At 75.1% G+C, this 25,346-nt stretch carries 19 protein-coding genes; 7 read left to right on the forward strand and 12 right to left on the reverse strand.

From position 1 onward, the window contains the following. Positions 1-44: 44 nt before the first annotated feature. From ABFY03_RS03755 to ABFY03_RS03765, 3 genes are all read right to left on the reverse strand, one after another. Complete coding sequence (locus tag ABFY03_RS03755) at positions 45-3,095, reverse strand: hypothetical protein (RefSeq protein ID WP_346169156.1); 3,051 nt, start codon at positions 3,093-3,095, stop codon at positions 45-47. Positions 3,096-3,097: 2 nt separating this feature from the next. Continuing rightward, on the reverse strand, positions 3,098-4,996 hold the full coding sequence (locus ABFY03_RS03760) for an HSP90 family protein (RefSeq protein ID WP_346169157.1): 1,899 nt from the start codon (positions 4,994-4,996) through the stop codon (positions 3,098-3,100). Positions 4,997-5,366: 370 nt separating this feature from the next. After that, on the reverse strand, positions 5,367-6,344 hold the full coding sequence (locus ABFY03_RS03765) for a hypothetical protein (RefSeq protein WP_346169158.1): 978 nt from the start codon (positions 6,342-6,344) through the stop codon (positions 5,367-5,369). 178 nt (positions 6,345-6,522) lie between these two features. On the opposite strand from ABFY03_RS03765, the gene ABFY03_RS03770 reads away from it, so the two are divergent. Both ABFY03_RS03770 and ABFY03_RS03775 read left to right on the forward strand, forming a co-directional pair. Next, positions 6,523-7,743: a glycosyltransferase gene (locus ABFY03_RS03770; RefSeq protein WP_346169159.1), complete on the forward strand. Its 1,221-nt coding sequence runs from the start codon at positions 6,523-6,525 to the stop codon at positions 7,741-7,743. A gap of 33 nt (positions 7,744-7,776) precedes the next feature. After that, entirely contained in the window at positions 7,777-8,868 is a 1,092-nt protein-coding gene (locus tag ABFY03_RS03775) for an IS630 family transposase (protein WP_346169160.1), read from the forward strand. 354 nt (positions 8,869-9,222) lie between these two features. Here the strand turns inward: ABFY03_RS03775 and ABFY03_RS03780 are convergent, their stop codons facing one another. Next, positions 9,223-9,744, reverse strand: a complete 522-nt coding sequence (locus ABFY03_RS03780) for a hypothetical protein (RefSeq protein WP_346169161.1) — start codon at positions 9,742-9,744, stop codon at positions 9,223-9,225. Between the two features lie 57 nt (positions 9,745-9,801). Between ABFY03_RS03780 and ABFY03_RS03785 the strand changes: the two genes are divergently transcribed. After that, entirely contained in the window at positions 9,802-10,737 is a 936-nt protein-coding gene (locus tag ABFY03_RS03785; protein WP_346169162.1) for an aminoglycoside phosphotransferase family protein, read from the forward strand. 33 nt (positions 10,738-10,770) lie between these two features. Here ABFY03_RS03785 and ABFY03_RS03790 read toward each other — a convergent pair whose 3' ends face one another. After that, entirely contained in the window at positions 10,771-12,267 is a 1,497-nt protein-coding gene (locus ABFY03_RS03790; protein WP_346169163.1) for a carboxylesterase/lipase family protein, read from the reverse strand. Between the two features lie 197 nt (positions 12,268-12,464). On the opposite strand from ABFY03_RS03790, the gene ABFY03_RS03795 reads away from it, so the two are divergent. Then, the gene (locus tag ABFY03_RS03795; RefSeq protein ID WP_319012671.1) at positions 12,465-13,349 is read left to right on the forward strand and encodes an NAD-dependent protein deacetylase; all 885 of its coding nucleotides are present in this window, start codon (positions 12,465-12,467) and stop codon (positions 13,347-13,349) included. Between the two features lie 44 nt (positions 13,350-13,393). Here the strand turns inward: ABFY03_RS03795 and ABFY03_RS03800 are convergent, their stop codons facing one another. The 5 genes from ABFY03_RS03800 to ABFY03_RS03820 form a co-directional block, all read right to left on the reverse strand. Continuing rightward, positions 13,394-14,185 (reverse strand): TSUP family transporter, encoded by a 792-nt coding sequence (locus ABFY03_RS03800; RefSeq protein WP_346169164.1) that lies wholly within the window; start codon positions 14,183-14,185, stop codon positions 13,394-13,396. Positions 14,186-14,215: 30 nt separating this feature from the next. Further along, on the reverse strand, positions 14,216-14,980 hold the full coding sequence (locus tag ABFY03_RS03805; protein WP_346169165.1) for a helix-turn-helix transcriptional regulator: 765 nt from the start codon (positions 14,978-14,980) through the stop codon (positions 14,216-14,218). A 31-nt stretch (positions 14,981-15,011) separates the two neighbouring features. Further along, on the reverse strand, positions 15,012-16,724 hold the full coding sequence (locus tag ABFY03_RS03810; RefSeq protein ID WP_346169166.1) for an amidohydrolase: 1,713 nt from the start codon (positions 16,722-16,724) through the stop codon (positions 15,012-15,014). Positions 16,725-16,978: 254 nt separating this feature from the next. Further along, positions 16,979-17,893: a S1 family peptidase gene (locus ABFY03_RS03815; protein WP_319012675.1), complete on the reverse strand. Its 915-nt coding sequence runs from the start codon at positions 17,891-17,893 to the stop codon at positions 16,979-16,981. Between the two features lie 476 nt (positions 17,894-18,369). Then, positions 18,370-19,701, reverse strand: coding sequence for an amidohydrolase (locus ABFY03_RS03820; RefSeq protein ID WP_346169167.1), 1,332 nt, complete (start codon positions 19,699-19,701; stop codon positions 18,370-18,372). Between the two features lie 292 nt (positions 19,702-19,993). Between ABFY03_RS03820 and ABFY03_RS03825 the strand changes: the two genes are divergently transcribed. The 3 genes from ABFY03_RS03825 (at position 19,994) to ABFY03_RS03835 (ending at position 23,510) form a co-directional block, all read left to right on the forward strand. Next, a complete protein-coding gene (locus tag ABFY03_RS03825; protein ID WP_346169168.1) occupies positions 19,994-21,334 on the forward strand; it encodes a hypothetical protein in 1,341 nt (446 codons plus the stop codon). Between the two features lie 31 nt (positions 21,335-21,365). Next, entirely contained in the window at positions 21,366-21,905 is a 540-nt protein-coding gene (locus ABFY03_RS03830; RefSeq protein ID WP_346169169.1) for a DEAD/DEAH box helicase family protein, read from the forward strand. Between the two features lie 225 nt (positions 21,906-22,130). Further along, entirely contained in the window at positions 22,131-23,510 is a 1,380-nt protein-coding gene (locus ABFY03_RS03835; protein ID WP_386723646.1) for a lamin tail domain-containing protein, read from the forward strand. 27 nt (positions 23,511-23,537) lie between these two features. Here ABFY03_RS03835 and ABFY03_RS03840 read toward each other — a convergent pair whose 3' ends face one another. Together ABFY03_RS03840 and ABFY03_RS03845 are read right to left on the reverse strand one after the other, a co-directional pair. Continuing rightward, complete coding sequence (locus ABFY03_RS03840) at positions 23,538-24,137, reverse strand: amphi-Trp domain-containing protein (protein ID WP_346169171.1); 600 nt, start codon at positions 24,135-24,137, stop codon at positions 23,538-23,540. A 247-nt stretch (positions 24,138-24,384) separates the two neighbouring features. Continuing rightward, positions 24,385-25,290 carry an ADP-ribosylglycohydrolase family protein gene (locus ABFY03_RS03845; RefSeq protein ID WP_319012678.1) on the reverse strand — a complete coding sequence of 302 codons (906 nt, stop codon included), beginning with the start codon at positions 25,288-25,290 and terminating at the stop codon, positions 24,385-24,387. Between the last annotated feature and the right edge of the window lie 56 nt (positions 25,291-25,346).

Genomic DNA, 25,346 nt, shown 5'->3' on the forward strand with positions numbered 1-25,346 from the left:
CGGGCCCCCGGCCGGTCGGGCCGGGGGCCCGCCCCCTCCGTCCGTCAGCGGGACAGGAACTCCTGCCGGAGGGCGTCCAGGACCTCGGCGGCCTCCGGGTGGCCGGAGTTGCGGCAGCGGGCCGCCGCGGTGGTCAGGCGGGCGATGGCCTCGTGGGTGCGCTCCAGGCCGTTGCCCTCGATCAGGGCGGCGACGCGGACCGCCTCGGCGCGGGCGAGTTCGCCCTCCTCGCCGCCCCGCTCGTGGGTGGCGATCGCCGCCTCGGCCTCCGGCAGGGCCTCGTCGAAGCGGCCCGCCTCGGCCAGGACGCGGGCCCGGCGGTAGTGGATCTCGCCGCGCTCGTACCAGGCGGCGAAGCCCTCCTCGCCGGGCGGCAGCGCGTCGAGGACCGCGTCGGCGCGGGTCAGGTGCTCCAGGGCCGTGTCGACGGCCTGGGCGCCCTCTTCGCCGTCGCTGTCGTGGCGCTGCATGGTGAGGCGCGCGAACTCCCGCAGCATCAGGCAGACGAGGGGCGGGTTGGGGGCCTCGGCGTGGGCGGCGACGGCACGGGCGTACGCCGTGTCCGCCGCGTCCCAGCGGTCGGCGAGGGCGAGGGTGGTGGCCGCCTCCGCGGCCACCAGGGTGAGGACGGCGCGGTCCTCCTCCGGCCAGCCGGCGACGGTGTCCGCGAGCCGCAGCAGTTCCTCGGCGGCGGGCAGGTACTCCTCCAGTTCGCGCAGGCCCCGCCCGAGGGTCAGGCGGGCCTGCGCGAGCGCCCGTTCGTCGGCGCCGGACGCGGCCTCGTCGGCCAGGACGGACTCCAGGACGGCCACCGCGTCGGCGTTGCGTCCGGAACGGCCGAGGACCATGGCGAGCTGGAGGCGCGCGTCGGTGGCCTCGCCCGGGTCGCCGGCCTGGTCGAAGCGGGCCGCGGCCTCGGAGAGGTGCCGGACGGCGCCGTTGTGGTCGCCGAGGTGCGAGGAGGCGTGGCCGAGCAGCATGTACGTCGGGGCGAGCGCGAAGGACGTGTCGTCGTAGGCGACGGCGTCGGCGATCGCCGCGTGGAGGAGCTCCACCGCCTCTTCCGGCCGGTCCTGGGCGAGCAGGATCTGCGCGAGGAGCGCGGACGGGCGCGGACGGCGCCAGGGCCGCCCGGCGGCTTCGAGGTCCTGGAGGGCGGCGCGGAGTTCCCGCTCGGCGTCGGCCATGGCGCCGCGCCGGCCCAGCATGTCGGCGACGAACTGGCGGGCGTTGGCGCTCTGGTGCGGGTAGCCGAGGCGCGTCGCCTCGGCGCGGAGGGTGCCGACGGCCTCCTCGAAGCGCTCCGTGAGCGCGTCGACGTCGGCCTCCTCGATCTTCCCGCCCGCTCCGTCCCCGCCGTCGCGCGCCGCCCGGCCCAGGGCGGCGAGCAGTTCCTGGTAGGCGGCGAAGGCCGCCGAGTAGCGGATGGAGAGGTACGCCAGGGTGCGCTCGGCGCGCAGGTCGGCGCCGAAGGCGGCCTCCGCCTCGCCGAGCGGCTCCCCGTCGAAGGGGGTCTCCGCGAGCTGCTTGTCCACCGCGCGCAGCAGCTCGTCGAGCGCCGTCCGGGTCGCCGCGCGGTCCGGGGCGGGCTCGTCGTCGCGGGGGCTCGGGGAGGTGGCCCAGGCGAGGGTGCGGGCGCGCGCGGAGAGGGCGTGCCAGGGCATGTCCAGCCGCTCGAAGTGCGCGACGGCGGTGGCGAGTTCGGCGGCACCCTGAACGTGGCGGTCGTCCAGCCAGTGCTTCTGGGCCTCGTGCTCGGCGAGTTCGGCGCGGAGCAGGTCCTCGGGGCCGAGGGTGTCGTCGTGCGCCGCGCCGCCGGCGGCGCGGCGTTCGGCGATGCGGGTCCAGAGCCGGGAGTCGCCGGGGTGGCCGTCGCGCGACATGCGGCGGGCCTCGCGCACGAGGGCGGCGTAGTCGTCGGGAATCGCGGTCCGGGCGGCGGCAGGCGCCGCGGTCGCGGGGGCGGTCGGCGTGGTCGCGCGGACGGTGGCGGCCGCGCGCAGGCCGAGCGGCAGCGGCTCGTCGAGCAGCGGGCGGCGGGCGAGTCGGTCCCGGCGGCGGTCGCCGACGGTGCTCGTGCCGTTGCGGGCGTCGAAGGCGGCGGCGAGGGGTTCGGCCTCGGCGCGGACGTGGGCGAGGAGCTCGGCCGCCGTCCAGTCGCGGCCGGGCGGGCCGGCGACGGCGGTGGTGTCGTGGCCGTCCTCCACGAGGCGGGCGAGGAGCACCTCGGCGCCGGTGAGGAAGCCGAGGCGGTCGAGCGGGGCGCCGGTCGCCTCGAAGAGGGGCCGGTTCTCGGCGAGGATCTCCAGGCCGCGGCCCTCGTTGCGGGAGAGGGCGCAGAACTCCAGGTGGAGGCCGACCTCGGCCTGCATGCCGGTGTTGCCGCGCACCTTGCGGTAGCCGGTGAGGTGGTGGGAGCGGGCCTCGTCGGTGCGGCCGGTGCGGAGCAGCGGCAGCAGGGCGCGGGCCTGGCTCATCTGCGGTTCCTCGCTGCATCCCTGCTCGCCGTCGAGGACGGGCCGCCAGAGGGCGAGGGCCTTGGCGTCGTCGCCGGCGGTGACCTGGTACCAGGCGTGGTGCCGGGTCTCGCAGGCCTCGCAGTCGCTGAGCTCGGTGCGGGGGCGGGTGGCCCACAGGTCGTACGCGTCGGGGACGCCGGTGCCGGTGTGCTGGGCGAGGTGGTAACGCATGGCTGCCACGGGCTGGACGCCGTGGCCGGCGGCCTCGTACCGCTCGCGCATCTGGTCGACCCAGCCGCCGATGGTCGCCAGCGGGATCTCGGGGACCTGGAGGAGGGAGGTGGTGACCCACTTGAAGCGCCAGAAGACCTGGTGGGCCTCGTAGGGGCTGAAGGAGTCGGGGGCGGTGTCCCACAGCTTGAGGATGCGGGCGAAGGCGACGGGCGACTTGCGCTGCTCGCCGGTGAACTCGTACGCCGTCATCAGTTCGAGGAGGGCGGTGACGAGGACGTCGGGCTTGTCGAAGACCTCGGCGGCCTCGACGAGTTCCTCGGCGGTGACGGTGCGCGCCAGGCCGTGGGGGCGCTCGTGGTTCTCGCGGAGCGCCTCGACGACGGCCTCGGGGGTGTCCAGCATCTCTACAGTTCCTTCCGGGGCTCGGAGCCGGGGGCGGCGTCGCCCGGGTGGTGCATGGCGTGGGTGAGCAGGCCGATGAAGGCCCGGTTGAGCAGGGCGCTCTCGCCGGCCCGCAGCGGTCGGCGGCTGAGCAGGAGGGCCTGGCCGTAGAGGGCTTCGACGGTGGTGACGGCGAGGCCGCGTTCGCCGATGGTGAGGGCCTGGCGGACCAGCGGGTTGAGGTGGTTGAGGACGAGCTGGGCGCGGGGGGTCTCGTTCCGGAGGGAGCCGAGGATGTCGGCCCACAGGCCGTCGCTGTCGGCGGCGAGGCTCGACCGGGTGCGTTCGTGGCGGGCGTCGCGGTTGTCCAGGAGCAGCGCGGGGGCGGTGACGGGCTGGAAGTCGCGCAGGACGACGTCGCAGTCGTGGACGCCGAGGGTCTCGCGGGCCACGGCGAGGAAGGCGGCGGCACGGAGTTCGGCGCCGGGGTCGACGGCGTCGAGGTGCGCGGTGACGGTGGCCGGGTCGAGGTCGGTGACGGTGGTGCCGGGCCGGATCTCGGGCAGCCGGTGGACGAGGTCGCGGTCGTAGGTGTAGCCGCCGTTGACGACGCCGAGTCCGGCGGCGGAGGCGATCGGCGCGACCTGGCGGAACTCCTCGACGCTGCGGGTGACGAGGAGCGTGGGGTGGGTCCGGGCGAACTCCTCCAGGGTGACGTTGCCGTCGGTGGTCTCGAACGGCAGCCAGGGCAGCACGATGCGCAGCAGCTCGTCGTCGTAGCGGGCGAGCGCCTTGACGGCCAGGTGGTGGGTGTCGATGAAGCGGTGGAGGAGGGCGGGGTCGCTGGCGGCCAGACCGGTGAGCCAGTCGCGGATCCGGTCGCCGAGGGCGTCCCGTACGGCGGACAGCGTGCCGTCCTCGTACAGCGACTCGCGGGAGGCGGTCGGCCGCAGGCTGGTGGTGTCGACGACGCAGCGGACGAAGAACGCCCACTCGGGGAGCAGTTCGGGCGCCTGGTCGGTGAGCAGCATGCCCTTGAGGTGGACGCGGTGGCCGGCGCGCTGGGCCGGGCTCACGGCGGTCGGCAGGACGTAGGCGACGCCGCGCAGTCCGGCGGCCGGCAGGTCCAGCTCGATGGTGTCGAGCGGGGTGAAGTCGAAGAGGTCGCGGCAGTACGCGGTGTACGCCTCGCGCTTGGCCAGCGGGGAGCGGTGGGTCTTCTCCCACGGCGGCGCCTCGTTGACGCGGTGGGTCTCGCCGCGCGGGTCGACGACGGTGACCTCGTGGCGGAGGAGTCCGCCGTAGTGCCGGGCGAGGGTGACGACCTGGTGGGGGCTGGTCCACTCGGCGGTGTCGGCGCGGGGGACGAGCTTCACGGTGGTGCCGGGCTCGGGGAGGGTCGCGGCGGGCAGGGTGCGGATGGTGTAGCGGCCGTCGGAGTGGCCGCGCCATTCGACGGTGGGCGCGGCCGGGTCGGCGGCGGACCGGCTCAGGACGGTGATCTCGTCGGCGACGACGAAGCAGGCGAGCAGTCCGATGCCGAACTGGCCGATGAAGTCGCCGCGTTCGGCGGCGATCCCGGCGCCGTCCAGGGCGCCCTCGGCGGTCCGCTTGGAGCTGCGCCCGATGGTGGCGAGGAACCGGTGCACGTCGGCCTCGGTGAGGCCGACGCCGGTGTCGGTGACGGTCAGCGTCTCGCCGGTGCGCACGGTGATGGCGCCGGGCGCGCCGGGGGTGAGGGCCTGGCGGGCGGTGATGGCGTCGACGGCGTTCTGCAGCAGTTCGCGCAGGTAGACGCGGGGGCTGGAGTAAAGGTGGTGGGAGAGCAGGTCGACGAGGCCGCGCAGGTCCACCTGGAAGGTGTGGGCGGTCTCGCCGGCCGGGGAGCTCGGCGGGTTGGGGGAGGTCTCGGAGTGGGACACCTGGCGCGGTCCTTCGGTGCGCGCCCGCGCGGTGTGGGGCGCGGGCGGGATGCGATGGGGTGGGACGAGGTACGGGGTACGAGGGGTGGTGGGGGTGCGGCCCGGGGGCGGTGCGGAGGGGCGGTACGGGTGAGGACGGGGTGGGGCGGCGGTCCGCGGCGGTTCCGGGCCCGGAGGGGCGTACCGCTGTGGCGGTCCGCCGTCCCGGTGCCGCGGCCCAGGCCCGGAGCCCGCCGTCCGCGTGGCCCGGGGCTGGGCCGGCGGCGGCCCGTGCAGGGGCCGACTGCGGGCGGCGCGGCCGGAGCCGTACCGGGCCCGGGCCGTCCGGGGCCGTCGCCCGCCCTTCCGATCCGCCTGTCCGCTCCGCCGCTCAGCGTCCGGCGTAGGAGCGGTACTCCTTGTACGCCTTGGCCGGGTCGGAGCCGTCGAGGTAGTACCAGGGGAACTCGGTGACGCGTCCCTCCGTGGCGCGGAAGCACGCCCGCGCCGAGGCGACGTCGCCGGCCAGCGCGAACGCCATGGCGAAGGTGTTCTGGACCTGGAGCCAGCCGCGCCCGCGGACGCAGTCCGGGTGGCGGATGGAGTGGTCGGCGGCCTCGCCGAGGGAAGCGATCACCTCGGGCCGGCTGATGTACCGGGCGTCGGGACCGGAGTCGAGGGCGAGCCAGTGTTCCAGGTGCGCGACGGCGACGAGCTGGCCGAGGAGCGTCCCGCCGGGCGCGCCGAAGGCCGACGCGCGGGCGAAGGCGTGCATCTCCTCGTGGGAGCCGCTCCACTTCTCGCAGACCTGCTGCAACTGCTGCTGGTGCGCGCCCAGGTGGTGCGGGTCGCGGCGGAGGGACGCCTCGAAGCGGCGCCGCGCGATCTCGGGCCCGACCTGGAGTCCGCGCCCGGTGATCTGGAGGCCGTACCAGGGCGAGGTCCAGCCCGGCTCGCGCTCGGCGACCTCGTACAGCCAGGTCTCCGCCGTGGCCAGCCGCTCGTGGAAGGTCTGGAACTGCTCCCGGGAGACGTCCTTGGCCCGGGCGCCCGTCCGGGCCTCCCAGCCCCAGCTGATGTGCCGGATGGCGGCGACGAGGCGCGGCAGCGAAGCGTCGGGCTCGGCGGCCATGACGTCGGCGATCCACCGCTCCACGCCGGCGACGTCCCCGACGGCCCACAGGAGGCCGGTGCGGTCCTCGCTCTCGGGCCGCGCGTCGAGGACGTCCCGTACGGTCGCCCAGTCCGCGGCCTCGGCGGCCGCGCGGACGCGCGGCACGTCCGGGTCGCCCGCGTCCTCGTCGACGCGTGCGACGGGCCGGCCCGTCCAACGTCCCAGCGTGATGCCCACGTCACGGAGCAACGCCATGTCCCCACCCCTTGTTGTGTTCACACGAGGTGGCTGATGATCGTCCCACCCCGTGGGTGTAGTGACTATCACGCGCGACCGACAATCGCACACCCGTATTGCCGCGCAGGTCAGATCGGTCGGCCCGCGGGTGGGGACGGATCCGGCGGCACCGTGTGGAGAAGCGGGAGAGTGTGACATGCGTGTGGTGTTGTCCACGTACGGGGCGCGCGGGAGCGTGGAACCGATGGCGGGGCTCGCGGTGCGGTTGCGGGAACGGGGCGCGGAGGTCCGGGTGTGCGCGCCGCCCGACGAGGAGTTCACGGAGCTGCTGGCCACGGCCGGTGGGGGGTCGGTGCCCGTCGGGGCACCGGTGCGTCCGCTGGTGACGACGGTGCGGCCGGGCTCCGCGGAGGGTCTCGCGCAGCGGGCGGCCGATCTGATGGCCGCGCAGTTCGGCGCGGTCGCCGAGGCGGCCGAGGGGTGCGACGTGCTGGTGGCGACGGGCCCGCTGCCGGTCACCACGGGCGCGCGGTCGGTGGCGGAACTCCTCGGCGTGCGCTACGTGTACGCCACGCAGACGCCGGTCGTCCTGCCGGCCCCGCACCAGCCGCCGCCGGGGCGGCGCGGCCGGCCCCTGCCGCCGGAGGTGAGGGACAACGGCGAGCTGTGGGACCTCGACGCCCGACTCGCTGACGACATGTTCGGCGGGGCGCTGACCGGGCTGCGCGCCGCGGTCGGCCTGCCGCCGGTGTCGGGCGTCCGTGACTACGCCTTCACCGACCGCCCCTGGCTGGCGGCGGACCCGGTGCTGAGCCCCTGGCCGCCGACCGCCCTCGACGTCGTGACGACCGGTGCGTGGCTGCGCCCCGACGGCGGCCGGCTGCCCGCCGAGGTGACGGCCTTCCTGGAGGCCGGCGCCCCGCCGGTGTACGTGGGCTTCGGCAGCACTCCCCTCGGTACGCGGGCCCCCGGCATGGCCCGGGCGGCCGTCGAGGCGGTCCGGGAACGGGGCCACCGCGTGATCCTCGCGCGCGGCTGGGCCGGGCTCGACGCGCCGGACGCGGGCGACGACTGCCTGACGCTCGGCGAGGTCGACCACCGGGCGCTGTTCGCCCGGGTGGCCGCGGTGGTCCACCACGGGAGCGCCGGCACCACGACCACGGCGGCCCGGGCCGGCGTCCCCCAGGTGATCGTCCCGCAGAGCGGCGACCAGCCGTACTGGGCCGCCAGGGCGTCCTCCCTGGGCATCGCCGTGACCCACGACGCTCCCACCCCCACCTCCGGCACCCTGGCGGAGGCGCTGGCGGAGGCACTGCGCCCCGACGTCCGGGCACGCGCGCGGGCCGTACGCGGCACGATCCGCGACGACGGCGCGGCGGTGGCGGCGCGGCTGCTGTACGAGACCGTCGGCGGCTAGTGACCTGAGTCGGAGATTCGTCGTTGGTTGGGCATGAGTCGTCCTGGTCCGAAGATTCCGCCGTTGTCGGTCACTGACGCCCAGAGGGCGGTGCTGGAAGGCTGGTTGCGTCGCCGGACGACGGCCCAGGCTCTGGCCCAGAGGTCGCGGATCGTGCTGGAGTGCGCCGAAGGCCACTCGATCATGGAGGTGTCCCGCCGGCTGCGGGTCACTCCGGACACGGTCCGCACCTGGCGGCGCCGGTTCATCGAACGCGGCTTGGACGGTTTGTGCGACGACCCGAGGCCCGGCGTCCCGCGGAAGATCACCGATGCCGACGTCGAGCGGGTGATCGTCAAGACGCTCGAGGAGACCCCGAAGAACGCGACCCACTGGTCGACGAGGTCGATGGCCGCGGCGACAGGCATGTCGCAGTCGACGGTCTCGCGGATCTGGCGGGCGTTCGCGCTGGCGCCGCACCGGTCGCAGACGTTCAAGCTGTCGACCGATCCGTTGTTCATCGACAAGGTCCGCGACGTCGTCGGTCTGTATCTCGATCCGCCGGAGAAGGCTCTGGTGCTCTGCGTGGACGAGAAGTCGCAGATCCAGGCCCTGGACCGGTCCCAGCCGGTGCTGCCGATGGTGCCTGGTGTTCCTGAACGCCGCAGCCACGACTATGTCCGGGCCGGCACCACGACCCTGTTCGCCGCGCTCGAAGTAGCCACCGGCAAGGTCATCGGCTCCCTCCACCGGCGCCACCGGGCAGCGGAGTTCAAGAAGTTCCTGACCAAGCTGGACAAGGAAGTCCCGGCTGATCTGCAGGTTCACCTGATCCTGGACAACTACGCGACGCACAAGACACCCGACATCAAGAAGTGGCTGCTGGCCCATCCGCGGTTCCACCTGCATTTCACGCCGACCAGCGCGTCCTGGCTGAACCTGGTCGAGCGGTGGTTCGCCGAACTCACGCAGAAGAAGCTCAAGCGCGGCGTCCACCGCTCCGTCCAGGTCCTCGAACGCGACATCCGGGCCTGGCTCGCCGACTGGAACGAGCACCCCAGGCCCTTCGTCTGGACGAAAACCGCAGACGAGATACTCGACAAGGTCGCCGCCTACTGCCGACGAATCTCTGACTCAGATCACTAGGTCGTTTCTTTCGGATCAGGCCGGATCAGGGAGCGGCGTCTGGTGCGTGCGCTCGCAAGGCGGAGGAGGGAGCCAACGCGGAGCGTTGGCGACCGACGACAACGCCGCGAGCGTGCGTGCCAGGCGTCGCGAGCCCGGCATGATCCGAAAGAGACGGCCTAGGCCACCGCCGGCACCGGCGCGTTCCGCCTCGTCGCCGCGCGGCACCCGTCTCGGTGACGGCGGGGGCTCCCACGCGACCCGGAGGGACGTGCGCGAGCACGTCGGCGACGAGTCGGCACACAGGCCCGCCCGCCCGGCTCTGTCCGTTCGGCGGGAAGGTGCCGCGGGGCACGACGCGTGTCCGTCCCCGCCTCACGCGTCGACCGCGTCCCCGCAGACGGCGAGCAGGTGGGCGAAGGCCGCGTCGACGGAGTCGTCGGCGAACTCCCGCACGACGGCGCCGTCCACGGGGGACGTGATGACGTAGCTCCACGCCGGGAAGGAGAGTCCGCCCCAGGCCTCCCGGGTGTGCCGCCGCGTCAGCACCCGTCCGCAGCGCTCGCAGCCGATCCACGGCACGAGGACGTCGCCCGTTCCCCCGGCGGGGGGCTCGTCCACCGGCTCGATCAGCCGCACCCGGGACCGTTCCTCGTCGCCCCGGCACCGCCGGATCCGCGGCGCGAGGAACTCCCGCTCGCCCCATCCCTCGGCGAGCACCGCGATCCGCGCCCTCGTGGTCTCGCTGATCGGCACCCGGTGGTCGGAGAGCCCGGAGACGAGCAGGCCGAGCCCCGCCTCCTGCTCGCCGACAGCCCAGCACTCCGCGGCTTCCCTCGCCTCGGCCTCCGGCAGCAGGGCGACGAGACGGTTCCAGACATCGACGTCCTCGGTCATCCTCCCGACCCTACCGACCGCCTCCGTGCCACCGGCGGACACCGTAGGTTGCCCCGTATGACGGACACGCGCACCCCCCATGCCGGGACCGAGATCACCACCGAGCTGATCCGGGAGCTGCTGCGGGAGCAGCATCCCGATCTGGCCGACCTTCCGCTGCGGCTGGGGGCGCGCGGCTGGGACAACCAACTGTGGCGGCTGGGCGAGGACTTGGCGGTACGGCTGCCGTGGGCGACGGACTCGGCGGACGAGCTGCTGCGCAAGGAGTACGCCTGGGTGCCGGGGCTCGCCGCGGGGCTCCCGTTGCCCGTCCCGGTCCCGCAACGCCTCGGGGAGCCTTCGGAGTCGTTCCCGCGTCCGTGGCTCGTCACCACGTGGGTGCCGGGCAGCCCGGCCGACCTCTCCCCCGCCACCCGCGCGGAGGACTCCGCCGACGGGCTCGCGGCCTTCCTGACGGCGCTGCACCGGCCCGCGCCGGAGGGCGCCCCGGTCGGCGGCGGTCGCGGCGGTCCGCTCGCCGCCCAGACGGCGCCCTTCCTCGAAGGGCTGGCCGCGGCGACCGGGATGGGCCTGGTCCCCGATCCGGACGCGGCCCGGGCGCTGTGGGAGGACGCCGTCGCGGCGCCGCCGTGGGCGGGTCCCCCGGTGTGGCTGCACGGCGACCTGCATCCGGCCAACGTCCTGACCGAGGAGGGCGGTTTCTGCGGCGTGATCGACTTCGGGGAGCTGTGCGCGGGCGATCCGGCCTGCGATCTGGCCGCCCCCTGGGGCCTGCTCCCCGACGGCGCCGCCGACCGCTTCCACCGCGCGTACGGCCCGACGGCGGACCCGGCGACCCTCCGCCGCGCCCGCGGCTGGGCACTGTGGCGCGCCATGGGCGGCCTCCTCATCGGCGAGGCCGGCCGCCGGGGCCGCCCCGGCGGCAAACCCTCCTGGGGCCCGCCCGCCGCCCGGGCGCTCCACCGCCTCCTCGCCTCCGCCGACGCCGCCTAGCGCGATACGGCGCCGGCGCGTGGCCCGGCCGTGTCAGGGGCGCAGCACGGGGACGTCGGCCTTCGCCCACAGGGCGCGGGGCGGGACGGGGAGCGGGGTCGGCGGCCGGCCTTCGGGCCGCCAGGTGTGGACGGGGCCGGCCACGCCGTCCCGGACCGGCGCCCAGCCCGGTTCGCCGGTCGCGGCGAAGTCGGCCCAGGCGCGGACCATGCGGCGGGCCATCGACCGGTCCTCGGCGGTGGGGCTGCCGCCGATGAGGAAGGAGAGGCGGGGGTCCTCGTGGTTGCCGAAGGCGAAGGGGATGTCCGCGCAGTGCCAGGCCCGGACGGTGGTGCCGTCCGGGCCCCCGCGCCGGCGGTCGAAGCGGGACAGGTACGCCCGGCCGCCCCCTTCGGAGTGGGCCTCGGCGAGACGGTGGGCGAACTCGACGAAGAGCAGGTCACCGAAGACGGCGAGGTGGACGTCGTGGACCGGCGCGTGCGGCAGCGCGGCGCGGTAGCCGGGGACCAGCTCGTCCGGGAGACCGAAGTCGGCGGCGAAGCGGGCGAGTTGCGCGTCGGTGGTGAGCTTCGCGCAGCTGCCGACGGCGTCGAGGAGCCAGTACTCCTCCGTGGTGTGGCAGACCAGCAGGTCCACGTCCCGGGAGGCTCCGGCGGCCAGGGCCGCGAGGGGGTCGGCGGGCAGCGTCTCGCCGTCGAGGACCGGGGCGAAGAGGGAGGGGTCGTAGTGGCGGGAGCCCGAGGCGGGGTCGTTCCGGTACGCCTCGACCACCCGGTCCGCCGCGGCGACCAGCTCCTGCGGCGTCGCCGACGCCAGGCCGGCGGCGGTGGCGGGGCGGCCCGCGGCCGCCGCGATCTCGCGGGTGGTGGCCTCGGCGATGTCCGGCGTGTGGAAGACACTGGCCGGGCTGTGGGCGACGGCCCGGTGGAAGAGGCCCCGGGCCTGCTCCATGACCATCAGGCAGGCCACCGACGCGGCTCCGGAGGACTGGCCGGCGACCGTGACGTTGCCCGGGTCGCCGCCGAACGCGGCGGCGTTCTCCCGTATCCAGCGCAGGGCGGCGACCAGGTCGAGCAGCCCCCGGTTGCCGGGAGCGTCCGGCACCCGGCCGAACCCCTCGAAGCCGATCCGGTGGTTGAGCGTCACCACGACCAGTCCGGCGCGGGCCAGGGCCGTACCGTCGAAGTCGGGCTGGGCGGAGGAGCCGAAGGTGTAGGCGCCGCCGTGGATCCAGACCAGCACGGGCAGGCGGCCGCCGTCGGGGGCCGGGGTCCAGACGTTGGCGGTGAGGACGTCCTCGTCGCCGGGCGACCAGACGGGCGCGCCGGGCAGCTCCGCCGACTGCGGCGCGATCGGCCCGAACTCCGTACCGTCCCTGACCCCGCTCCACGGTGCGGCCGGGACCGGCTCCCGGAACCGGTGGGCGCCGAACGGCGGCGCCGCGTACGGGATGCCGAGCACGGCGACGACGTCGTCCGCTGCCCGGAAACCCCGGACCGCACCGCTCGTCGTCTCGAAGACGTCGCGCACGGGGACTGCCTCATCTCTCTTGAGGGGGTTACGGGGACTCAGCTTCGCGGCCCGCGGCCCGCCGGGTCCAACACCGCCCCCATCATGATCCACACGCCGGTGTTGTCCATGCGCCACCGCCCCGCGGAACGCCCTCGGCCGGGCGGCCGTACGCGGCGCCGACGCGCTTCCGGGGTGTCCTTCCGTACGCTGGCCCCATGCGTATGCGGCCTACTCTGAGCTGGACACCGACCGAGGACCTGCCACCGGGCACCACGGACCTGGAGCCGGTCGTCGACGTGGTGCGGGCGGGGCGGGTGGTGGTGCTCAGCGGGGCCGGGATCTCGACCGAGTCGGGGATCCCGGACTACCGGGGCGAGGGCGGCAGCCTGAGCCGGCACACACCGATGACCTACCAGGACTTCACCGGCGGCGCGGCGGCGCGGCGGCGGTACTGGGCGCGCAGCCACCTCGGCTGGCGCACGTTCGGGCGGGCCCGGCCCAACGACGGGCATCGGGCGGTGGCCGCGTTCGGCCGGGCGGGCCTGCTGTCCGGGCTGATCACCCAGAACGTGGACGGACTGCACCAGGCCGCCGGCAGCGACGGCGTCGTGGACCTGCACGGGAGCCTCGACCGGGTGGTCTGTCTCGGCTGCGGCGACGTCAGCGCGCGGCGCGAGCTGGCGCGGCGGCTGGAGGAGGCCAATCCCGGTTTCGATCCGGTGCCGGCCGCGATGAACCCGGACGGCGACGCCGATCTCACGGACGAGCAGGTCGCGGGCTTCCACGTGGTGCCGTGCGGGGTGTGCGGCGGAGTGCTCAAGCCGGACGTGGTGTTCTTCGGCGAGTCGGTGCCCGTGGAGCGGGTGGAGCGCTGCCGGGAGCTGGTGCGGGAGGCGGCGTCGGTGCTGGTGCTGGGGTCGTCGCTGACGGTGATGTCGGGGCTGCGGTTCGTGCGGCAGGCGGCGCAGGCCGGTACGCCGGTGGTGATCGTGAACCGGGACCCGACGCGCGGCGACACGCTCGCCGCCGCCCGGGTCGCCCTGCCCCTCGGGACGGCGCTGACCTCGGTTGCGGAGCGCCTGGGCGTCGCGGTCGGGTGATCCCCGACGGCCGGCCGGGGCCGGCCGGGCCGCGTCACGTCACGTCACGTCACGGCCTGGGCCGCGTACAGCGCGCCGATCGTCGTGGCGAGCGCCCCGAGGAGGAGGCGGAGGGCACGCTCGGGGAGCCGGGGCTGGAGGCGGGCGCCGAGGTAGCCGCCGATCAGACCGCCGAGGCCGCAGGCCAGGCCGAGCCACCAGTCGGGCGCGATGTCGCCGGTGCCGGCGAGGGACAGGACGGCGTACGTGGCCGCGCCGACGACGGAGGTCACGAAGGTGGTCGCGAGGGCCGCCGGCGCGACGCGGGCGACGGGCAGACCGCGGGCGACGAGGACCGGGCCGAGCAGGGAACCGCCGCCGATGCCGTAGATGCCGCCGACGACGCCCACGGCGACGGCCAGGCCGGTGAGCACGCCGGGCGACGGCTCCGCGGGCGGGGTCGCCGGGCCGGGGCGGCGCACCGGGCGGAGGGTGCGGGCGCACAGCCACACGCCCAGCGGGAGGAGGAGGCCCGCGATGAGGAGGCGGTAGACCGTGGGGCCCGGCAGGGCGTGGACGCGGATCACCGCGCCAGCCACCACGCCGGGCAGCGTCCCGGCGACGAGGCGCCGGGCGAGCGGGCCGCGCAGGGCGCCGTCGCGGCGGTAGCGCCACAGGGCGCCGGGGCCCGCCACGACGTTGAACAGCAGGTTCGTCGGGGTGACCGCGGGGTTGGGGACGCCGAAGACGCTGAGGTGGACGGGCAGCAGGAAGACGGCGCCGGAGACGCCCACGGGGGCGGTCACCACCGAGATCAGCAGACCGGCGAGCACGCCCGCCGCCACCGTCCACTCCACCCTCGGCCCCTCTCCCCCGCCCTGGCGCGGTCAGCGCGCGGGCGTGATGCCCCAGGCGGCGGCCCGGGCGGCGGCCGCCGCCCGGTTGGGGACGTCGAGCTTCGCGAGGATGTGCTCGACGTGGGTTCCCACGGTGCGCGGGGTGACGTACAGCCGCTCGGCGATCTGCCGGTTGGTGCGGCCGGCCGTCAGCTCGGCCAGCACGTCGAGCTCCCTCGGCGAGAGCCCGCCGGGCCGCTCCGCCCGCGGCGCGGCCCCGGCCTCCGGGGCCGGCGGGGCCTCGCAGGAGGCCACCGCCGCGGCGAGCGACTCGGTGAGCAGGGTGACGACGGCGCGGGCCGGGCCGGGGGTGCGGCGCCGGCCCCGGACGCTGATGTTCAGCATGCCGACGTACCGGCCGTCGGCGGCGAAGAGGCACTGGGCCACGCCGTCCTCGATGCCGAGCGGGGCCAGGACGTCCTGGAAGCCCGGTGAGGCGGCCAGCAGCTCCTCGGGGACGTCCCCGAGCCAGAGCCCGCCCCGGGCCGGGCCGCGCAGCACGGTGAACACGGGGTCCCGGTGGAGGCGGGTCTCGATGTAGGCCGTGGCGTCCTCGGGGTAGCTGCCCGCCAGCGTGGTGTGGCGCCGGCGCCGCGGGTCCCACCGGGTCAGCGAGGCGTGGTCGTGTTCCACGACCTCCGCCAGGGCCGCCAGGACCGCGTCGGCGCCCGCCGCTCCGGCCGTGGCGCTCCTGGCGGCCTCCCGGACGCGGAGGGCCGAGTCCAGAAGGTCCGCCGTGTCGCGCTCTGCTGCCATCCCTCCAGGATGATCATCCGCCCGGTGGACGTCAATCGCGCAGCGTGTCGTGGACGATCCGCCCGTCCATGACGGTGAGGACGACGGGCATCTCCGGGATGGCGTGCGGGTCCGCGCCGAGCAGGTCCCCGTCGACCACGCACAGGTCGGCGGCCTTGCCAGGCTCCAGGGAGCCCTTCCAGTCGTCGGCGAAGTCCTGCCAGGCCGCCACGACGGTGTACGTGCGGATGGCCTCGGCCAGCGCGATGCGCTGCTCCGGGCCGCTGACCCGGCCGGCCGCCTTCGACTCGCGCAGCACCATGGTGGCGATGCCCTGGCGCCAGTCCGGGAGGGTGACGGGGGCGTCGGAACCGCTCGCCACCCGTACGCCGGCGTCGATGGCGTCGCGGTAGGGCCAGGCGTAGGCGGCGCGGCCGGCGCCGACGAACTCCTCCTCCATGTCGGCGACGGTCCACTTGATGGTGGGGTTCATGTTGACGCCGTAGTCGTGGGCCGCGAGCACCTTCATGCTGTGGGCGGTGAGGAAGTCGCCGTGGATGACGTAGTGGCGGGCGTCGGGCCTCGGGAGGGCCGCCGCGGCCTCGGCGAAGGCGTCCGCGACGGTGTCGATGGCCCGGTCGCCGGTGGCGTGGACGCCGAGCTGGTGTCCGGCGGCGTGGGCGTGCCGGACCATGGCCCGGATCTCCGCGACCCGCTCGTCGTCGATCTCGCCGCCGACGCAGAGGGAGCCGCAGCCGCCTCCGACGTACGGCTCGTGCATCCAGGCCGTCTTGTTGGGGACGATGCCGTCGGCGAAGATCTTGACGCCGTGGACGGCGAGGCGGCGCGGGTCGGCGCCGCCGGCCGGGTCGGAGGCGTCGAGGGCGTCGAGGTTCCGGGCGAACTCCTCGGAGGTGCTCGCCATGCCGGTCGGGAGGAGCAGGACGCCGACGCGGGCGGTCAGCTCGCCGGCGGCGAGCAGCTCGCGGTAGACGTCGAGGGTCTCCGTGCCCATGGTGCCACGCATGATGCCGTCGCCGCCGGGGCCGAGACCGGGCTCGGTGTAGCTGGTCACGCCGAGTCCGGCGAGGGTGGTGAGGGTGGAGCGGATCGCGTCGGCCCGCTCCTGGCGGCTGAGCGGCGGCAGCGCGTTCTGGACGAGGGCCTGCGCCCCCTCGTGGAGCAGGCCGGTCGGCTCGCCGGCGCCGTCCGTGACGATGGCGCCGCCGGGCGGGGCGACGGTGTCGCGGTCGACGCCGATGAGCTCCAGGGCCTTGGAGTTGACCCAGGTGGCGTGGCCGGAGAAGGAGTACAGGACGACGGGGTGCTCCGGGCTGACCGCGTCGAGGTCGGTGCGCGAGGGCAGCCGGGACGGGTCGGCGACGCACTCGTCGAGGTAGCCGGTGTCCCAGCCGTGTCCGGTGATCCACTGCCCCGCCGGGACGCGTCCGACGGCCTCCCGCACCGCCTCGCCCACGTCGGCGAGGGAGGTGACGGCGGGGTGGCTCAGGTCGAGGGAGAGCGGCGGGGAGGACATGCCGAAGGCGGCGCCGTGCAGGTGGGAGTCGTTGATGCCGGGGAGCAGCGTCGCCCCCTTCAGGTCGACGACGCGGGTGTCCGGTCCGACGTACGGGGCGACGTCCTCCCGGCTGCCGACGGCGCTGATGACCGGGCCCGTCACCGCCAGGGCCTCGGCGACGGAGAACTCCGCGTCGACCGTGACCACCCGTCCACCGACGAACACCAGATCCGCATACGTGTCCACTGAGGGTCCTTTCGAAGAACGGGCGCACCACGGGCGCCCGCGAACGATCTCCTGAGGACTCTGCCGCGCTCCGCCTCCGCCGCACATCGGTCATTCCACCGATACGGACGCCGGTCGTCACCCGCCGCGCCGAGGTGGGGTCCCTCGACGCGCGGTCCCTCGCCGCCCGCCGGTTCCCCCGCCACGAGCCGCGGCGCCCACGCCGGGTGTCCGGCGTGGGCGCGGTCGTGCGGGCTCGACGTGTGGGCGTCCGGTCAGAACACGCTCACGCCGTAGGCGCTGAGGGCCTCGGTGACGGGCTGGAAGAAGGTGGTGCCGCCGGTGGAGCAGTTGCCGCTGCCGCCGGAGGTGAGGCCGAGGGCGGTGGTGCCGGAGAACATGGCGCCGCCGCTGTCGCCGGGCTCGGCGCAGACGTTGGTCTGGATCAGGCCGTAGACGATGTCGCCGTTGCCGTAGTTGACGGTGGCGTTGAGGCCGGTGACGGTGCCGCTGCGCAGGCCGGTGGTGCTGCCGCTGCGCTGGACGGACTGTCCGACGTAGGCGTTGCCGGCGGCGGTGATGTCCCGGTAGCTGCCGTTGTAGAGGTAGACGCGGCCGTCGGCGGCGGAGGCGTTGGAGTGGCGGATGATGCCGTAGTCGTTGGTGGGGAAGCTGGTGCCGGCCCGGGTGCCGAGCACGGACGTCTGGCCGGAGTTGGTGTACCAGGTGCCGGCGATCTCGGTGCAGTGGCCGGCCGTGAGGGCGTAGTAGGTGCTGCCGCTGCGGACGTTGAAGCCGAGGGAGCAGCGGCCGCCGCCGGCCGCGTAGATGGCCTGGCCGCCCGCGATGAGCTTGTTGATCTTGCCTGCGGTGCGCTCGATCTTCAGGTGGGCGGCGTTGCCGCCGGCGGCCTTGCGGAGCGCGGCGATCTCGTCCTGCGAGACGGTCGCGTCGACGGTGACGACGACCTTGCCGGTGGCCTGGTCGGTGTACCAGGCGGTGCCGGCGACGTCGGCCCGGAGGACCGCGTCGCTGGTGGAGGAGAGAGCGGCGGCGGTGGCCCGGGCGGTGTCGGCCGGCTGGGCCGAGGAGGTGGGGGCGGCCAGGGCGGTCGCGGCGACGAAGGCGCCGAGGACGGCGAGCAGACGGGTGCCCTTGGTGAGGCCGCGGCTGCGGGACGAACGGTTCACTGATTCCTCCGTATGGGGGGCGGGCCGCTGGGTGGGCGGCTCGGGCGGGGAGTGCGGATCGGTCATGGGTGACCGACATGAACCTGACAAGCGCTGTGCTGGGGGGAATCCTCGACTCCGCCGGGCGGTCGCGGCAAGGTGGACTTTCGGCCGCTCTACGCGCGTCCACTCCCGGACCGCCGGAGTACCTCGCCGCAACGGCCTTCCTCCCGAGTCGAACTGAAAACAGATCAGAAACTTGCTGAGACCCGTTGCAGTTCAGGCGCGGGAGGCCGGCCCCGCTCCGGCCCCCGCTCCCCCGACCCGGCCGTACGCCGGCCCACCGCCGGACGGGCGGCCGCGGGACCGGCGGTACGGGGCGGTGGGTCCGCCTTTACGGCGTTCCGCCGGATGGCCGGATCGCGGCCTTGCGCGGCGTCACGGCGTCCCCCATGACACCGGCACCGGATCCGCTGACACCGACGCCGGATCCGCGCTCAGGAGAGGAACGCGCCGTCCCGGGCCACGACGGCACCGCCGCGTACGACCAGGTCGCGCTGCGGCATGTCGACCACCACCTGGGGCAGGCCCTGGCCCCGCACGAGGACGAAGTCGGCGGGGGCGCCGGGCGTGAGGTCGGCGTGCGGGAGGCCCATGACGTCGGCACCGCCGTGGGCGGCCGCCCGGTAGCAGTCCGCCAGCTCCTCGTCGAGACGCACGTCGGTGACCCAGCCGAGCAGGTGGGCGCGGTGGAGCATGTCGGCGTTGCCGAAGGGGCTCCAGGAGTCGCGGACGCCGTCGGAACCGAGCCCGACCCGGACGCCGTGCTCGCGCAGCCGGGCGATCGGGAGGACGAGGTCGCGGGAGGGGGCGACGGTGGTGAGCGCGATGTCCTGATCGGCGAGGTCGCCCGCGAGCGCGCCCAGCTCCCGGTCCGACAGGCCCGGCAGACAGAAGACATGACTGACCGTCACCTTGCCGGCGAGGGACAGCGCCCGGGTGCGGTCGATGATGCCGCGCATGGCCCGGACGCCCTCGTCGCCTCCGTCGTGCAGGTGGATGTCCACGCCCACGCCGTGTCGGTCCGCGATGCCGAAGACGGTGTCGAGGTGCTCGTCGAGGGCGTGGTCGAACCCGATGGGGTCGATGCCGCCGATCATGTCGACGACGCCCCGGCGGGCACCCTCCTCCAGGAGCCGGGCCGTACCGGGCATGCGGATGACGCCGTGCTGCGGGAACGCGACGATCTGCACGTCCAGCGCGTGGGCGAGCCGGCGGCGGGCCTCGGCCAGCCCCTCGACACCCGCCAGGCCGTACGCGGGGGCCACGTCCGCGTGGGCGCGCATCCCCCGCGTACCGCGGCTGACGGCGTGGCTCATCAGCCCGTACGCGCGCTCCGCCACCGAGCGGGTCTGCGCGCGGAAGAGTTCCACGTCCTGCTCGACGTAGTCGGCGATCGAGGAGGCCGGCCGCCGCGACACCCACGGTCCGCCCCACGTCGTCTTGTCGGGGTGGATGTGGGCGTCGACCAGGGACGGCAGGGCGATCCGGCCGCCGCCGTCCACGACCTTCGCACCGCGCGGCGCCGGCCCGCCGGCGATCTTCCCGTCCACCACGACCAGATCGGTGGCCGCGCCCCCGAACGGCCGCACGTCACGGAAGACGACGGCCCGGGCCCCGCGACCCGCCGCCGCGGCCGGACCGGCGGCGGAGGCGGGGGCCGCACCGACGGCCGCCACGGCGGCAGTACCGGCCAGAGCCGCGGCACCGGCGAGAACACCCCGCCGGCCGAGGCCGGAGGGAACGGACTGACGGGCATCGGCACGCATGGGACTCCTCAGGGACAAGACGAGCACGGGTCCCCGTTTTGTATACCAATTCCGGGAGGCGGAACAAGAGCTACCGGCCGATAAGAAGCCGGGAACCAGCGAATTTTCGGAGAGGGGCCGGATCGAGATCTTCACACCACCCCGAGGTGGGTGAATTTTGGTATACAAGAAATCGAGGACGCGCCTCCAGCCGTGTAGGGTCACGGACCGTTGTTGTCGTGTCCCGCCCCCTGGTCGACCGGAGGCGGGACACATTCCGGGGTGGGGGCAGAAGGTGCGACGGGCCGTTGTCATGGGTGGCAGTTACGCGGGGCTGTTCGCGGCCCGTGTGCTCGGCGACTACGCCGAGGAGGTGGTCGTCGTCGAGCCCGACGAGATCGGTGAGGACGGGCTCGGGAGGCGCAGCCCGCAGCGGAGGCAGCTCCACGCCCTGCTGTCCATGGGGCACCGGCAGCTGGACCGGTGGTTCCCCGGCCTCACCGAGGAACTCGTGCGCGACGGGGCACGGCTCGGCGAGGGCGACGACGTGCGGTTCTACGTCGACGGGCGGCTGAAGGCGCCCGTGGCCGAGACCCGTATGCTCGGCGCCACCCGGCCCTTCCTGGAGAACCGGCTGCGCCGGAGGGTCGGCCTCCTCCCCCACGTGCGGTTCGTCCGGGCCGAAGTCACCGGCCTCCTCTTCCGCGGCGACCACGTGACCGGCGTCACCACCGCCGCCCCGGCGGACGACCCCTCGCACGGCCGCGCCCCGGGCGGGGGGACCGTCGGCACGACGGGCGAGGATATCCCCGCCGACTTCGTCGTCGACGCCACCGGCCGGTCCAGCCGCCTGGACGACTGGCTGCTCCGGCACGGCTGGGACGCGGCGCCCGTCGACCGGATGCGCATCGACCTCGGGTACGCCACCGCCTCCTTCCACCGCGGCGGCGAACTCGGCACCACCGTCATCGCCCACTCCACCCCCGGCCCCGCGAGCGACTACCGGCCCGAGGTGACGGAACCGGGGGCGCTCGCCGCCGTCGAGGGCGACCGCTGGTCGGTCGTCCTGGCCGGGTACGCCGGATACCGCCCCGGCCCCGACCCGGACGAGTTCCTCCGCCGGATGCGCCGCTGCGTGGCGCCGATCCGCACGGTGGCCGAGGAGTCGACGATGATCGGCACCGTCGCCACGTACCGCTTCGTCGAAAGCCGCCGGCGGGTCCACACCCGGCTCCGCCGCTTCCCCGGCGGGCTCGTCGTCGTCGGGGACGCGCTGGCGAGCGTGAACCCGGTGTACGGGCAGGGCCTGACGCTGGCGGCCCTGGAGGCCGACGCGCTGGCGGTGTACCTGCGGACCGGGCCGCGCCCGCACGCCCCCGCGCTCCCCTACTTCCGCCGCGCCGAGACCGCCGTCGACGCGGCCTGGCAGCTGTCCACCGGCGCCGACCTCGCGCAGCCGCACGTCAACGGCCCCTATCCGCGCGGCTACCGGGCGCAGAAGTGGGTCGCCGACCGACTCACCCGGGCGTCCGTGATCGACTCCGCCGTCAACGCCGCCTATATGCGCGTCGTCCACATGGAGGCGCCCCCGAAGGCGCTCACCGACCCCCGGCTCCTGGCCAGGGCGGCGCGGGTCCTGCTGCGCGACCGGTGACGGCCCGGACGGATCCGGGCACGCTCATGGCATGGGACACATGGAGGTTCCGCTGATCGGCGGTCGCGCCGGGGCCGGGAAGACGAGCGTCGGGTGGGAGGTGTCCGCCCTGCTGCGGGCGGGCGCGGTCGCCCATGCCGTCGTCGAGGGGGACCACCTGGGGCACGTGCACCCCGCCCCGCCGGACGACCCCGACCGCGCGCGGATCACCGAGGCCAACCTGGCGGCCGTCCGGGGCAACTTCGCCCGCCTCGGGCACCGGAGGCTCGTCTGCACGAACACCGCCTGCGTGCTGCCCGAGGCGACCGGCCTCTTCACCCGCGCCCTCGCGCCCGGCCGGATCGTCCGGGTCCTGCTCACCGCCTCCGACGAGACCGTCCGCACCCGGCTCACGGCACGGGAGCAAGGATCCGAACGGGAGCGGGAGCCGGCACGCAGCGCGCGGACGGCGGGGGTGCTGGAGCGGCGGGCGGTGGCCGGGACGGTGCGGGTGGCGACGGACGGCCGCGGCGTCGGGGACATCGCCCGGGACGCCCTGGCCGCGACGGGGTGGCTCGGCCCGGCCGGCTGACCCCGCTCGGAGACCGAGGACCGGCCCGACCGCGAGGGTGCGCGCGCAGTCCTCGGTGAAGGTGCGCGGGAGCGCGCGAAGGCTTCGGTTGTTGTTCACGGAGGAAGTCCGGGCGCGAGGGCCGGCGTTCGGCCGGGGCCGGGACCGTCGTGGCGCCCCCGCCCCCCTCGAACCCCAGGACGGACTTCCGTGAGCCTTCCGCGCGCACGCCGCCGGCGCCGTGACATGCCCCTCGCCCTCTCCGCCGTACCGGCGCTCCTCCTCGGCGCGCTGACCGCGGCACCCGCGCACGCCGCACCCGTCGACGACATCCGCGTCAACGAGGTCGTCACCACCGGCTCCGTCGAGGACTCGATCGAGCTGTACAACAAGGGGACGGCGACGGTCGACGTCTCCGGCTGGATCCTCAAGGACGACAACAACGGGTCGAGGTACACGATCCCCTCCGGCACGACGCTGGCGCCGGGCGCGTTCCGCGCCTTCGACGTGCACGCCAGGTTCGGGCTCGGCTCCAGCGACAAGGCGCGCCTGTACCTCGCCGACGGCAGCACCCTCGTGGACAGCCACTCCTGGACCAGCCACTCGGCGCCGTCCTGGTCCCGCTGCCCCGACGGCACCGGCGCGTTCCGGGCGGCGGCCGTCACGCTCGGCACGGCCAACGGCTGCGACGGCACCGGCGGCGGTACGGAGGCGGCCTGGCCCGGCGGTTCCACGGTCGCCACGGCGGACGCGGCGAACGTCTTCGGCGGCGACCTCAGCGGCCTCCACCAGGACGGCGACGTCCTCTGGGCCGCGCAGAACAGCGGCAGGCTGTGGCGCCTCGTCCGGGACGGCTCCGGTGGCTGGACCCCCGACACGTCCGCCGGCTGGACCTCCGGCAAGACCGTGCGCTTCCCCGGCGGTTCCGGCGCTCCCGACGCCGAGGGCGTGACGGTCACCGGGGCGGGCGCCGCCGCCGGCGTGTACGTCGCGAGCGAGCGGAACGGCGACGCCTCCGGCACCAGCCGGCTCTCCGTGCTCCGGTACGACGTCTCCGGCACGGGCTCCAGCCTGACCGCCGTCCGCGAGTGGAACCTCACCGCGAGCCTGCCGGCGACCGGTTCCAACCTCGGCTTCGAGGGCATCGCCTGGGTCCCCGACACGGCCCTCACCGCCGCCGGCTTCAAGGACGCCGCCACGGGCGCCCCCTACGACCCGGCCGGGTACGGAGCCCACGGCGGCGGCGTCTTCTTCGTCGGCGTCGAGGGGACCGGCGCCGTCCACGGGTACGTCCTCCAGGACGGCGGCGCCTTCACGCGCGTCGCCACGGTCGCCACCGGCCTGGAGGGTGTCATGGAGCTCCAGTGGGAGCCGCAGGCGTCCCGGCTGTGGGCCGTCTGCGACAACACCTGCGGCGGCCGGCACCGCACACTGAAGGTCGACGCCACCGGCGCGTTCGCCGTCAGCGCCACGTACGCGCGCCCGGCCGGCATGCCCGACTACAACAACGAGGGCTTCGCGCTCGCCGGCGCCGCCGAGTGCGTGGCCGGCGGCAAGCCCGTCTACTGGTCCGACGACTCCAACACCGGCGGCCACGCCCTGCGCAGGGGCACCGTCAGCTGCTGACCGAGGCCCGGGGCTCCCGCCGCGCGGTCACGACCGCTTGGCGGGGGCCTTGCCGGGCTTGGCGGACTTGCCGGGCTTGGCGGGCTTGGCCGTGGCCCTCGTCGCCGAAGGCTTCTTGGCCGGGCCCTTCTCGGCGCCGTTCCCGGGGGCGTTCTTCGCCGCCTTCCCGGCCGGCGCCGCCTGCTCGGCCGACGGGGCCTTCTCGGCTGCCGCCTTCTTCGCGGTCGCCTTCTTCGCGGTCGCCTTCTTGGCCGCCACCTTCTTCGCGGAAGGCTTCTCGTCAGGCGCCTTCCGCGCGACCTTCTTCGCGGCCTTCTTCGCCGCCTTCTTGGCCACGGCCTTCGTCACCGCCGGCTTCGCCACCACCGGCTTCCCGGCGGAGGACTTCTTCCCCGCGGCTCCGGCGACCGGCCACTTGAGCTCCACCTCCAGCTCGACCTCCCCGCCCTCCACCGACAGCTCGATCTCGCCGCGGAGCTCGTCCGGGATCCGGAGGTTCAGCACGCCCCCGCTCAGTTCGAGTTCGGCCTCCCCGCCCGCCCTGAGCGCGTCGGCCAGGGCGGTCAGCTGGTCGGCGGCCTCCTGCCGGGAGAGCGACCGCTTGCGCTCGAACTTGAAGTCCTTCATGACGACCTCCGGTCATCGCACGATCTCGTACAGACCGGACAATACTATTGATCTTGGTCGGCAACTCGGTGGTCGCGGGCGCGATCGCGGCGGGCGTCGTCGGCGCGGTGGTGGCGGTGCCCCTGGTGTCGGTGGTGTGGTCGGTGCACACGGCGCCGCGGCGGGAGGCCCGGGGCCGTACGCGGGAGACGCCGGCCCGTTGGGTGGCGCGGGGCCGACCGGGTGACGGCCCGGCACCCGCGCCCTCTCAGAGGGCGTCCGGGAGCGGCTCGCGGGACGCGTGCCAGGCCGCGGGGAGGGCGGCCACACCCGTGCGGGCGGCGATCACGCCGCCCGCGATGGCGCAGGTGGTGTCGATGTCGCCGCGTCCGGCGACCGTGGTCCAGAGGCCCTCGTGGAGGTCGTCGAGGTGGCCGGCCGCGCACCAGAGGGCGTAGGGGACGGTGTCGGGGCCCGACATGCGGTAGCCGGAGCCGAGGACTTCGGCGGCGTGCCGGACGGAGGTGTGCGCGGGCATGCGGGCTGCGATCCGGACGCCGGAGCGGACGTCGCTCTCCGGGAGGTGCGCGGCGACGGCGTGGAGGAGGTCGGGGCGCGTCGGGGCGGGGCCGCCGCGGCTGCGGGTCGCCAGTGCGGCGGCGAGGGCGACGGCCACGGCTCCGGCGACCGCCTCGGGGTGGTGGTGGGAGACGACGGCCTGCCGGGCCGCCTGTTCGGCGGCGGTGTCGAGGTCGGCGGCGTGCCAGGCGCCGAGCGGGGCGACCCGCATGGCGGCGCCGTTGCCCCACGATCCCTGTCCGTCGAACTGGCCGGCGACGACCTCGCGCCAGGGCTCGCCGGCGCCGATCCTGCGCAGGACGTCGTGCATGGAGGCGCCGTAGCCCCGGTGCGTGTCACCGGCGTAGGCGGCGGCGAGGGCGTGGGCGAGGCGGTCCTGGTCGACGGTGCCGTCGCCGTCGGCGAGTTCCCGTACGAGGACGAGCGCCTGCGCGGTGTCGTCGCTCCAGCGCCACTGCTCCTCGGACGGCAGCGTGCGCGCCCGGAGCGGTGCGTCGCCGTCCCGGCGGAGGATCCGGAACCAGCGGTCGCCGAAGGCGTCGCCGAAGGCGAGCCCGTGCAGCGCGTCCCGAACGGCGGTCGGTGTCTCGGTCATCGGAGCAGTAGACCAGGGGGGAGGCCGCTCGGGCACCTGGTTTCGGCGCCGGGGCC

The organism is Streptomyces roseofulvus (assembly GCF_039534915.1).
In the GTDB taxonomy this organism is placed as follows: Bacteria; Actinomycetota; Actinomycetes; order Streptomycetales; family Streptomycetaceae; genus Streptomyces; species Streptomyces roseofulvus.

Bases quoted from the DNA above. Each gene is read 5' to 3' on its own strand.
- ABFY03_RS03755 (WP_346169156.1), bottom strand. From the start codon at position 3,095: ATGCTGGACACCCCCGAGGCCGTCGTCGAGGCGCTCCGCGAGAACCAC.
- ABFY03_RS03765 (WP_346169158.1), bottom strand. From the start codon at position 6,344: ATGGCGTTGCTCCGTGACGTGGGCATCACGCTGGGACGTTGGACGGGC.
- ABFY03_RS03770 (WP_346169159.1), top strand. From the start codon at position 6,523: ATGCGTGTGGTGTTGTCCACGTACGGGGCGCGCGGGAGCGTGGAACCG.
- ABFY03_RS03775 (WP_346169160.1), top strand. From the start codon at position 7,777: ATGAGTCGTCCTGGTCCGAAGATTCCGCCGTTGTCGGTCACTGACGCC.
- ABFY03_RS03780 (WP_346169161.1), bottom strand. From the start codon at position 9,744: ATGACCGAGGACGTCGATGTCTGGAACCGTCTCGTCGCCCTGCTGCCG.
- ABFY03_RS03785 (WP_346169162.1), top strand. From the start codon at position 9,802: ATGACGGACACGCGCACCCCCCATGCCGGGACCGAGATCACCACCGAG.
- ABFY03_RS03795 (WP_319012671.1), top strand. From the start codon at position 12,465: ATGCGTATGCGGCCTACTCTGAGCTGGACACCGACCGAGGACCTGCCA.
- ABFY03_RS03805 (WP_346169165.1), bottom strand. From the start codon at position 14,980: ATGGCAGCAGAGCGCGACACGGCGGACCTTCTGGACTCGGCCCTCCGC.
- ABFY03_RS03820 (WP_346169167.1), bottom strand. From the start codon at position 19,701: ATGCGTGCCGATGCCCGTCAGTCCGTTCCCTCCGGCCTCGGCCGGCGG.
- ABFY03_RS03825 (WP_346169168.1), top strand. From the start codon at position 19,994: ATGGGTGGCAGTTACGCGGGGCTGTTCGCGGCCCGTGTGCTCGGCGAC.
- ABFY03_RS03830 (WP_346169169.1), top strand. From the start codon at position 21,366: ATGGGACACATGGAGGTTCCGCTGATCGGCGGTCGCGCCGGGGCCGGG.
- ABFY03_RS03835 (WP_386723646.1), top strand. From the start codon at position 22,131: ATGCCCCTCGCCCTCTCCGCCGTACCGGCGCTCCTCCTCGGCGCGCTG.
- ABFY03_RS03840 (WP_346169171.1), bottom strand. From the start codon at position 24,137: ATGAAGGACTTCAAGTTCGAGCGCAAGCGGTCGCTCTCCCGGCAGGAG.
- ABFY03_RS03845 (WP_319012678.1), bottom strand. From the start codon at position 25,290: ATGACCGAGACACCGACCGCCGTTCGGGACGCGCTGCACGGGCTCGCC.